This window comes from uncultured Algibacter sp. (assembly GCF_963976535.1).
Classification (GTDB): Bacteria; Bacteroidota; Bacteroidia; order Flavobacteriales; family Flavobacteriaceae; genus Algibacter_B.
This window is the reverse complement of the sequence record NZ_CAXBLF010000041.1, coordinates 19,996-30,786: the sequence shown is the minus strand read 5'-3', so window position 1 is coordinate 30,786 and position 10,791 is coordinate 19,996. Positions and strand designations below refer to the sequence as shown.

Here is a 10,791-nt window from a genome sequence, read left to right as displayed (position 1 = left end):
TTTATTTAGTCAATGTCCTCCAAAAATAAAAAACGCTATAATTAAGCTAACTAGTGTTATGTTAATCATTAATTGACGGATAAAGTCTTTTTAGTTTTATCCTTGAGTCTTTGGTGGTGAACTGCCAGTTTATCTTGCCCCCTTTGTTGTTCCTGCTGTCCTGCCAAGCATTTATCTCTCTTTTTATTTCATCCATTGTGGAGATGTACCTGTTAAGGCATTGCGCGTTGAGCACGTGCAGTTCTATCTCTGCCATGTTCAACCAGCTCCCGTGTTTGGGCGTGAACACAAATTCAAACCTGTCCCACAACCTTTTGGCCTCTTCCGGTTCGAAAGTTTCATAAAAGGCGGAAGCTGCGTGCGTGCTGAAGTTGTCCATCACAAGTGTTATCCTGTTTGCTTCCGGATATTGCTCGTCCGCCAATTTCTTGATGAACTCCGCCCAGTCTTTTTTTGTTTTGTGCTCCGTCACTTCTACCGAACGTTTGCCTTTCAACGGTTCGTTCGCCATGAATATATTGACCATCCCGTGCCTTACGTACTCATAATCAACCCGGGCTTCCTGCCCCGGTCTCATCGGAACGGAAAGCTGGCCCGCCGAGATCAACTGTTTCGGCGACTCGTCCATGCAGACCACCGGGTTATTTACATCATAGGGCCTTTTGTAAACATCCAGCACCCGCTCCATGTTCGCGACGAACTCGCCGTTGCTTTTCGGCGGTATCACCCAGCCCTTTACTTTCCAAGGCTTAAGTTCGTTTTTTTTAAGACCTCCCCAACGGAAACATGGGAGATGCTCGGCACATATTCCAACTCGACCATTTTGTCGGCCAACAACCTCAAGGACCATTTTGCAAAACCCGGGGGCGGCTCGCTGCAACACAACTGGACCAGTTTTGCCTCCACATCGCCATCTATTTTCTTTTCATAGACCCGAGTGGTTGGGCGGCGTTCGAGAACCGCCTCGAAACCTTCCTCGACGAACTTCTTCTTTACACGGTCTATGGTGCGCATGCCCACCTTGAGGACCTTGCTGATCTGTTCGTTGGTCACCTTTTCGGAATGATCGCCCTCATCGCAGTTCAATAAGATGTAGGCGGCACGGAACTTCTGGGTGGTATGCGAGCCCTTGTTGATTATTGCCATCAACCCGTTTACTTCTTCTTGACTTAATTTAATGGTGTATCGTATCATTGTTTTTATTCAAAGATACTAAATTTAATTTAATACGTCATAATAAACTTAACTTAACACTAGTTCAGAATAAAGATGTAGTTTCGCGGCTTGTAAAAAAATATGGGTCTATGAAGCGTATAAGTCAATATAAAAAGTTGTTTGAAATAGAAAAAGAGATTGATCTTAAATTACTTAAAAAGCGTTACCGTAATTTAGCAAAAGAATGGCATCCAGATAAGTTTCAAGAAGACGATGCTAAACTTGAAGAGGCCGAAGTAAATAGCCGCAACATTATTGATGGGTATCATTTTTTAGTGAGTATCGCTCCAGAAACTCTAGCAGCAAACTTAGAGGTTTATACCGATACAATAACAAATTCTGGAATAGCAGATTACGTTCACAAAGGTTTATTATTAGAAATCACTTTTTTAGATGGCACCACTTACGAGTATTTTGGAGTTACGAAGCCTATCTATATAAAGATGATTAATTCTAATACATTGAATCGTTACGCTAAACGCGCAATCTACCCTAACTACATATACAGAAAATCAAAGCGCATGCAACAAGAGGCTTAATAGCGAGGTATTATCTTATTGCTTGTCGAGGGTTTGCTTATCATCACGCTTTTAAAGTGAATTAGCTCAATAATTTGAACGATTCTAGGATATCGTATTGTTATCTTTGCTCAAAATTATGTTATGTCAAAATCATTTTCCGATTTAGGAATTAATCAGCTATTACAACAAAGCTTAGCCGATTTACAAATTTCTGTTCCAACAGATATTCAAAAAAAGACAATTCCCGTTGTACTTAATCAAAAAGAAGATCTTGTTGCTTTGGCAAAAACAGGAACAGGTAAAACTGCTGCTTTCGGATTGCCTTTGTTACAGCTAATCGATACTGATGACACTAACGTACAGGTGTTAATATTGGCGCCTACAAGAGAATTAGGTCATCAAATTCACGCTAATTTAATGTCTTTTACTTCCCATAGTCCTGCACTTTCAATTGCAGCCGTATGCGGAGGAATTCCTATAAAACCTCAAATAGAACGTTTAAAAATTGCAACTCATATTGTGGTGGCAACACCGGGACGTTTAGTCGATTTAATAAAACGAGGCGCTATTAACATTAAGAACTTAAAGTATTTAGTGTTGGATGAAGCTGATAAAATGGTGAGCACATTAAAAACCGACTTAGACCTTATTATCAAAGACATTCCGAAATCTCGACGCACCTTATTGTTTACAGCTACCATGCCTGGAGCTATAAAGCAATTGGTTCAAAATTACATGTCAAAACATGTTGTACAGATAGAAGCAGACATGGCAACTGTTGGGCATCAAGGTATCGATCATCAATATGTGGTTGTAGAGCCTATTGAAAAACTAGAGGTCTTACTTCATTTTTTAAATTCAAAGGAAGGCGAAAGAGGGATTATTTTTTGTAAAACCAAAGCGGCGGTTAATAAATTAGCAAAAAACTTAGCCATTAATAAATTCTCATCTGGAGCCATTCATGGTAGTTTGTCTCAAGGTATTCGCGACCGTATTATGGGCCAATTTAGAGCAGGCTATATCGATATTTTGGTGGCTACCGATTTAGCAGCTCGTGGTATTGATGTTAAAGAGATATCGTATGTTGTTAATTATCATTTACCAGATACTTATGATGCCTATGTGCATCGAAGTGGACGTACAGCAAGAGCAGGAGCAAAGGGGCTTTCGTTAACCATATTACAAAAAGAAGAAGTTCAAGATATTGTTAATTTTGAAAATGAATTGGGTATTGTTTTTAATGAATTTAAAAAAGCAGACACACAAAGCATCGAAGAAAACAATGGTTTGTTATGGGCGAAAAAAATATTTAAAACCAAACCAAATCGGGAGGTGTCAGAAGATTTTAAAGCTAAGATAAAAACGATATTTCATCATTTAACGAAAGAGGAACTCGTCGATAAAATATTAGCAAATTACTTGGCACAATCTGGTATGGCGACTCCAAAACCAGAGGATTCTAAAAAGAAATAATACCCGTTATGCATTTTGCTAATTAGGTGTTATCAATTGTCAGCTCGAGTGATTCCGATTATTTTATCGGGATCGTATCGAGAACAGGTTTAAAGCTAAAAACTTGATTCTCGATACAAATTTTATTCAAAAAAATGAGTAAAATTCACTCGAATTGACAAGCAAAATATACAACGCGTTAATAAGAAATAGTCATTATGGCAAATAGTATTAAAAATCAACAGGATATTTTAACAAAATTAAATATTCATGCCTTGAATCCCATGCAAAAGGAAGCTGTTTCTGTTATTGAAACAACCACAAATACCATCATATTATCGCCGACGGGAACAGGTAAAACATTGGCTTTTTCATTACCACTTTTAAAGGTTTTAAATCCAGAATCTAAAGAAATTCAAGTATTAATACTAGTACCGTCAAGAGAATTAGCCATTCAAATAGAGCAAGTCATTCGGTCTATGGGTTCTGGCTATAAAGTAAATGCAGTTTATGGCGGTAGACCCATGTCTAAAGACAAAATTGAAATTAGTCATAATCCAGCAATTTTAATAGGAACGCCAGGTAGAATATTAGATCATTTTGATAGCGACAGGTTTTCTAAAGCCAGCATAAAAACACTTATTTTAGATGAATTTGACAAGTCTTTAGAAGATGGTTTTGAGGAAGAAATGAAGGGCATTATCACGCAATTGCCTAGTATAAATAAACGCATATTAACCTCTGCCACTCAAGCAGTTAAAGTTCCTGGTTTTGTAAGATTAGACAAGCCAACCACCATCAACTATTTAAAAGAAAAAAAGGGATCAAAATTAGCTATTAAAACAGTGGTGTCTCCAGATAAAAACAAATTGAAAACGCTGTTACAATTGGTACAGCATATTGGCAATGAACCTGGCATTATTTTCTGTAATTTAAGAGATAGCATTAATGAAGTCAGTCGTTTTTTAAAACGAAATAAAATCAGTCATGCTTGTTTTTCTGGTGGCATGGAGCAAAAAGATAGAGAACGGGCTTTAATAAAATTTAGAAACGGCACAAGTCAAATATTAATAGCAACCGATTTGGCAGCTAGAGGCATCGATATTCCAGAAATGAATTATATTATTCATTATGAACTCCCTCGACATGAAGAAGAGTTTATTCATAGAAATGGTAGAACAGCTAGAGTCAATGCCAAAGGAACCGCTTATGTATTGAAATGGGAAAGCCAATTACTGCCAGAATTTATTCAAAATGTAAAAGGCATAAATATTTCTAAGAAAGCACCTCATAAACCACAATACTGGGAAACCTTATTTATTTCTGGTGGTCGAAAAGATAAAATTTCCAAAGGCGATATCGCAGGGTTATTTTTTAAACAAGGTGGAATTAATAAAGATCAATTAGGAACTATTGAACTAAAACCTGATTGTGCATTTGTTGCCATTCCGATTACTATGGCTGATGAATTAGTAGAAAAATTAAACAATACCCGATTAAAAAAGAAGAAAGTTCGAGTTACCATTTTATAAGGTGTGGCTTTCTTAATACCTATTAATCTGAGTTCTATAAAATCATTGAATTTAATCAACTAAAATTTAATAATTTATTTTTTGATGTCAGGTTGAGCGCAGTCGAAAGGTCTTTGAAATCGAAAAATTCTTTGGGTTTCGACTGCGCTCAACCTGACATAAAAAGTACAAAAACTACTTCTTAACTGGAATAGGTTTCAACTGTATAACACCAAAAGCATTCAATAGTCTTATTATTAAATAAGTGATATCAATCTCATACCATTTCACTCCAAAATTAGGGCTACTAGAAAACTTATGATGATTATTATGATAGCCTTCACCCATCATTAAAAAATCAAAACGGAATAGGTTTTTACTTGTGTTTTTCATCTTGAAATTCACATAGCCATAAATATGCCCAAACCAGTTAATAATCACACCATGAATAGGCGCCATCATAAACGTTATAGGTAATAATAACCACTGCCACCAAGCCGTTGCAAAGAGTGCAAAGAACAGAATGTAACCCGTAATCCAAAGCAATCTAGAAAAGCGAGAACTCGCAAATGCATCAAAGCCTTTCCATTGCGGCACGTTTTTGGTAAAGCACGAATCAATTTCAATACGTTGTTTATTAATATCTTGATAAATCGTTTTTGTTTTCCACATCATGGTAAACATGTTAGCATCATGAGATGGCGAATGTGGATCCTTTTTAGTATCCGTATAAGCATGGTGCATGCGGTGCATAATCCCATAACCATAAGCACTTAAATAACTTGAGCCTTGAAAAATCCAAGTCAATATAAAAGTAATACGCTCCATGGTTTTCGACATGGTAAATACCTGATGTGCAGCATAGCGATGTAAAAAGAAAGACTGAAAAAATAAGCCTCCATACCAAAGCACTAAAACGAAAAGAATGATAATCATAATTTTTTTTACAAAGGTAATTTGTTGTTTCAGGCAAAACAATGAACCTAGATTAATAAAACACATATTACAAACCTGAGTTGGATTAATATTTATCTGTATTTCAGTTAGTTATATAAGGGCTACAAATTTGATGACAATAGTCTAAAAAACACCCCTAAAGCCCCCTCTAGGGGACAATCCAGACCCAAAAAAGTCAGAATAGGGTAACTATTCGTTACTATTAAAATACCGTGGAATATTATTATTCAATAGTGTCTGGTTTAAATTTGTAAAACAGCCCGAACAATAGATTGGGTATAGTTAAAAGATTTTTTTTAAACACCCCTTGCTTTTTAGAAAAAAGAAAAACATAAACTTTCTGAAAATATAAATCTATTTTAAATTGATTATCAGTTAGTTAAAATCAAGTCTTGATTCTGTATTCTATCAGCGCAGCGGTCTTGATTCTTTTGCTGGACAACAATTATTATTCGACCTCAGTTTACAACCGTTTTCTAATCCTGCTTAACGCCTGTGCAGTAACACCAATATAAGAACTGATGTATTTCAACGGAATCACCATTAAAAGCTCTGGACGCTCTTTAAACAATTTCATGTAGCGTTCCTCTGCAGTAAGATTCAATAAGTTTTGTTCACGCTTAGATTTCAATAAAAAGAGACGTTCTGCGGTTAATCTGCCAATAAGATTTCCAATTTGGGTATTCTTATAAACGTCTTGCAAATCCTCATAGGTAATACTTAAAAGCGTGGTTTCTGTAAGCGCTTGTAATTGATAGGCTGAAGGTTGCTGCGTTAAAAAAGAATCATAAGCACTAACAAACTGGTCTTTAAAACTAAAGCCAAAAGTGATTTCTTTTTCTGGGTTTTCTTTAGGAATAAATAAACGTACCACACCAGATTCAATAAAGGAGATATGATTTTCTATGTCATGGAGTTTTAAAAAAACAACTTTTTTTGGAATCACCCGACGCTGTAATTTCGATGTAAAAAAACCCCAATCTTTATTGGATATGGTAGCTATTTGATCTAAGTAGGCTTTTATTTGTTCCAAATCTTTTTAATGCTGGTTTTTGAACGGATTGCGTTCACAAATATAAGGATTCACAGCACTTAATAAAGTGATTGATTATGCCTTTTTACGCTTTTTAGATTTCATTCTTTTAACGGGCAGAACTTCTTCTGGGAAAGGGAAGAGTATGGTTGAATTTTTTTCTGCAGCAATATTCGATAAGGTTTGATACAGACGAAGTTTTATAGCCGATGGCGACTGATCTATCAGTTTTCCGGCCTCAAGTAACTTGCCAGCAGCCTGCTCTTCAGCCAAGGCCAAAATAATTTTAGCTCTACGCGAGCGTTCAGCCTCTGCTTGGTTTGCCATCATACGGCGCATGTTTTCGGGCAACTGAATGTCTTTTATTTTAACATCGCTAATTTCAATACCCCATTCTTTGGTTTCTTGCTCAACAATTTCTTTAATGTTTTTACCCATTTCCTCACGCTTGGAAAGGATGGTGTCCAATTCTACTTTACCACAAACATCCCTAAGGGCAGCCTGTGCCAATTGGGTAATGGCAAACTTATATTCTTCAACTTCCAAAACTGCTTTTTCAGGATTAACAATCTTAAAAAACACAACGCCATCTATACTACAAGGCACGTTATCTTCGGTCATCACTTCCTGCGAATCAATGTTGAATGTAATCACTCTAATATCTACAATTTGGATGGTTTCAATAAAAGGAATAATCCATCGAAACCCAGGTTGCAAGGTTGTTATATATTTTCCAAATCTAAATTTAATGGCTCTTTTGTATTCAAAAACAATTCGAATACCGGAAAGAAGAAATACCCCGATAATGATAAAAAGAATGCCTAACTGGGTCATGATACAATGTATTAAAGGTTAACTATCTGTACGCATATTTTAAAGTCAATGAACCCAAGTAATACCGTGATTTATGGGTGCTTTGCTTTATTAAAATTAAATCGCCATATTGACCTTATTAGGTTCAATTAAACGATGATTATGGTTCATTTTAAAGTTACGAAATTTTTAGGTAAAAAAGGGGTTTTGAATGACAAATGTTGCTTAGAATGAAGGCTTTATAAATACGATCTTTAAAAAGTGAAGCGAGTAACCCTCTTTTTACGAATTCGTATTTATCAAAACAACAAGCCATGAGTAAACAATGATAGGAGCGTAGTGGAATGTGTGTGGAATGGAAATATATTCCTCTACTTTTAATAAATTTTAATTATTTACTATTCTATTCAGATTTAAATCTTGAAAATCAAAACTAAAATCGATAAAACGAGAGATGCCTTTCATTTTAATGTTTTGAGCTTTTCCATATTTATCTAATGAAAATATTGCAAATGCATCTGCATTCATATCTTGGTATTCCCATTTTATGGCGAAGGTATGGTCTTTATAAAAGGACATTTTACCATTCAATCTAGGAGATTTATATGATTTGAACCATAAATCGCCTTTGTTATCAAATATTTCAACCTTACCAAACCAATTATCTTCATAAACACCAATGTAATTTTTCTTGTTGCATGCTATATTTTTATTTGAATTAATTTGTTGCCATACTGTTTCTGTTTCAGCATCAACCATATTTCCTCGTTGCTGTTGCATTCCAGAAGCCATTTCTATCCAATTAATTCCTGTATTCAAATTTAAAAACTCATCAAGCAAAGCATAACTAATCAACCCATTTAGCATTCCTGATTTTTCAGAATTATTTAGTAAAACAATGCCGAGTTCTAATTCTGGTATTAATATAACTTCAGATGCCATTCCAGCAATTAGACCAGTATGCTCAATTTTCAAATAACCATTAAAGTCTGATACAAACCAACCAAGGCCATATCCATAAAAATGTGATTTGAATGGTGAATGTGGGTCAGATTTTCTATTCATTGGTGTGTGCATTCTCCACATTTCTTGTTGCTGCTGTTCAGAAAACAAAATAGTATTTAAATCTGTACCATATTTCCCTTTATTTAATTGAGCTAGCATCCATTTACAAATATCTGTTGCACTAGACCATATTCCGCCAGCTGCTCCATTCATGTTTGTATTCCCTTTTTTTGTCTCTAGTGGCATTAGTTTGTTTTCAATAAATCCATGAGGGATAGCTATAGTTGTTGCATCTGCCATATTTGAAAGACTTGCAGATGAATTTTTCATTCCTAATGTTTCAATAATATTTTCATCTATAAATGATTCCCATGATTGTTTACTTACTCTTGCTGTAAGTTCTCCTGCAACTAAATATAGTAGATTATCATAATCAAATTTTGTTCTAAAAGGGGTTGTAGGCTTAAAGTATTGAAAGCTCTTTAAGACATCGCCAATAGTGAAATTTGAATCATTTGGAAAAATCATTAAATCTCCAACGCCTAATCCTAAACCGCTCCGATGGGTTAATAAATCTTGAATATTAAAATGATTCGTCACATAGTCATTATACATCTTAAATTCTGGAATATAGTCTATAACCTTATCATCCCATTTTAGTTTGCCTTGATCGACCAATATCGATAATGCAGCAGAAGTAAAAGCTTTAGAGTTTGAGGCAATGCCAAAAGGTGTATTTGCAGTGACATTTTCATTTGTTTTAATTGATGTTAGTCCATAACCTTTAGCATGTAGTATTATACCATTTTTCACAATACCAATAGAGAAACCTACGGTATGATCGACGGTTTTCATGGCTTTTAGCACTAAACTATCGATTTGACCAGCGCTCATTTGAGCATTCAAAGCCGTTGCTGTAAATACCAAAGCCAAAAGGCTAAAGACGAATTGTTTATTTAAATTTTTCATGATTTGTTGTTTTTAATTTGATTGATGAATTGTAAACCGCCTATTTCTAATTGTGCAAAAAGAAGGATAAGGCAAGCCGCTATAGATGTATATTTAAAGCTAGTACTTTCTAATACTTGAAAATTTTTAGAGAAACTATAGATGCTTACAAGTGTAATATCGAGTACAAACGAAACGACTAATCCACGAATTCCCTGTCTGCGATAGTTTGTAATCCTATGTTTTGTAAGCTCTTCGTTACGTATAGACTGCATAATTGAAGCTTCCAAATCAATAGGTTCGTTAATGTTATTGATGTTACTTAAAATTTCTTTTAATTGATCTTTATCTTCCATTCTAATAGGGTTTTTTAATGTGTTCTTTTTTTATGATGTTATAAAAATTCGTCCTGCCTCTGTGCAAAAGCACTTTAATATTCGGTTTGGTAAAGTTGGTTACCACCTCTATCTCTGCTATACTCAACTCGTCAATGTAGAAGAGTTGTAAGAGCAATGCTTGTTTTGAAGGGATCTTTCCAAAAACCGATTTCACTAAATGTTTTAAATCATCTTGATGCATTTTTTTAATAACAGCATTACACGTTGTTTTTTCAGTTTCAGATAATTTTGACGCTTCATTTTTAATGGTATTTCGCTTCCGCTGTGCTAAAAATTGCAATCCTGTATTGACTACTATTCTATAAAACCAAGTTGAGAATTTGGCGTCATTTCTAAATTTAGAAATCGAAGAGTAGGCTGTGATAAAACTGTTTTGTACAACATCTTTTGCGTCATCTTCTTGCTTAACAATAGAGATAGCGATTCCAAAAGCTTTATTTTGATAGGTTTTTATGAAATAACCAAAAGCGTTTGTATTGCCTTTTATTACCTCATTTAAGTAATGAGTATCCATAAAAGGCTACTGGTTTTTGTTTAAATTCTTTGTCCAGAAAAAAGAAATAATAAGGCTTAACCCACCAAATAATAACATAAACGATGGATAAAAAACCTCACCCTTAATAGTTGTTGTTTGTTCTAATATATAGGCGAGTAATAGTCCACAAGCGATACCTATCATTAGCAATCCAATCTTTAAGCTTAAGAATTTAGCTTGGCTAGGTAAAGTATTGGTGTCAATACCTTTCTCAATTTTTGCCATGCGTTCTAAATGAGACGCTTTAATAAATGTGTAAACCGTATATCCTGCTGATAAAAATAAGGCTGCTAATACAGCTCCAGGGCCTAAAAAATCATTCATAATATTGTGTTTTTTATTGTTATATACTGTTAAGATTAACTTGAAACAGAAAAGGATACAGATTAATTGAATTATTTTA

At 34.8% G+C, this 10,791-nt stretch carries 11 protein-coding genes; 3 read left to right on the top strand and 8 right to left on the bottom strand.

The features are described from left to right. Positions 1 to 61: 61 nt before the first annotated feature. Positions 62 to 1,194, bottom strand: a protein-coding gene (locus tag AAC024_RS11365; protein ID WP_339895517.1) for an IS630 family transposase whose coding sequence is annotated in 2 segments (ribosomal slippage) — positions 62 to 771 and positions 771 to 1,194 — 1,134 coding nt in all. Because the reading frame shifts where the segments join, the coding sequence is not laid out codon by codon here. Between the two features lie 110 nt (positions 1,195 to 1,304). On the opposite strand from AAC024_RS11365, the gene AAC024_RS11360 reads away from it, so the two are divergent. The 3 genes from AAC024_RS11360 to AAC024_RS11350 all read left to right on the top strand — a co-directional run bounded on the left by AAC024_RS11360 (position 1,305) and on the right by AAC024_RS11350 (position 4,720). Then, entirely contained in the window at positions 1,305 to 1,754 is a 450-nt protein-coding gene (locus AAC024_RS11360; RefSeq protein WP_339895516.1) for a KTSC domain-containing protein, read from the top strand. Between the two features lie 123 nt (positions 1,755 to 1,877). After that, positions 1,878 to 3,209 (top strand): DEAD/DEAH box helicase, encoded by a 1,332-nt coding sequence (locus AAC024_RS11355; RefSeq protein WP_339895515.1) that lies wholly within the window; start codon positions 1,878 to 1,880, stop codon positions 3,207 to 3,209. 197 nt (positions 3,210 to 3,406) lie between these two features. Continuing rightward, the gene (locus tag AAC024_RS11350; RefSeq protein ID WP_339895514.1) at positions 3,407 to 4,720 is read left to right on the top strand and encodes a DEAD/DEAH box helicase; all 1,314 of its coding nucleotides are present in this window, start codon (positions 3,407 to 3,409) and stop codon (positions 4,718 to 4,720) included. Between the two features lie 174 nt (positions 4,721 to 4,894). Here the strand turns inward: AAC024_RS11350 and AAC024_RS11345 are convergent, their stop codons facing one another. The 7 genes from AAC024_RS11345 to AAC024_RS11315 all read right to left on the bottom strand — a co-directional run bounded on the left by AAC024_RS11345 (position 4,895) and on the right by AAC024_RS11315 (position 10,712). Beyond that, a complete protein-coding gene (locus tag AAC024_RS11345) occupies positions 4,895 to 5,635 on the bottom strand; it encodes an acyl-CoA desaturase (protein ID WP_339895512.1) in 741 nt (246 codons plus the stop codon). Positions 5,636 to 6,119: 484 nt separating this feature from the next. After that, a complete protein-coding gene (locus AAC024_RS11340; protein WP_339895511.1) occupies positions 6,120 to 6,689 on the bottom strand; it encodes a Crp/Fnr family transcriptional regulator in 570 nt (189 codons plus the stop codon). A gap of 75 nt (positions 6,690 to 6,764) precedes the next feature. Further along, complete coding sequence (locus AAC024_RS11335) at positions 6,765 to 7,523, bottom strand: slipin family protein (RefSeq protein WP_339895510.1); 759 nt, start codon at positions 7,521 to 7,523, stop codon at positions 6,765 to 6,767. A gap of 366 nt (positions 7,524 to 7,889) precedes the next feature. Then, positions 7,890 to 9,476, bottom strand: a complete 1,587-nt coding sequence (locus tag AAC024_RS11330) for a serine hydrolase (RefSeq protein ID WP_339895509.1) — start codon at positions 9,474 to 9,476, stop codon at positions 7,890 to 7,892. Then, positions 9,473 to 9,811, bottom strand: coding sequence for a hypothetical protein (locus AAC024_RS11325; protein WP_339895508.1), 339 nt, complete (start codon positions 9,809 to 9,811; stop codon positions 9,473 to 9,475). The genes AAC024_RS11330 and AAC024_RS11325 overlap by 4 nt, the downstream gene beginning before the upstream one ends. A gap of 1 nt (position 9,812) precedes the next feature. Beyond that, complete coding sequence (locus AAC024_RS11320; RefSeq protein ID WP_339895507.1) at positions 9,813 to 10,367, bottom strand: sigma-70 family RNA polymerase sigma factor; 555 nt, start codon at positions 10,365 to 10,367, stop codon at positions 9,813 to 9,815. A 6-nt stretch (positions 10,368 to 10,373) separates the two neighbouring features. After that, the gene (locus AAC024_RS11315) at positions 10,374 to 10,712 is read right to left on the bottom strand and encodes a DUF6249 domain-containing protein (protein WP_339895506.1); all 339 of its coding nucleotides are present in this window, start codon (positions 10,710 to 10,712) and stop codon (positions 10,374 to 10,376) included. Between the last annotated feature and the right edge of the window lie 79 nt (positions 10,713 to 10,791).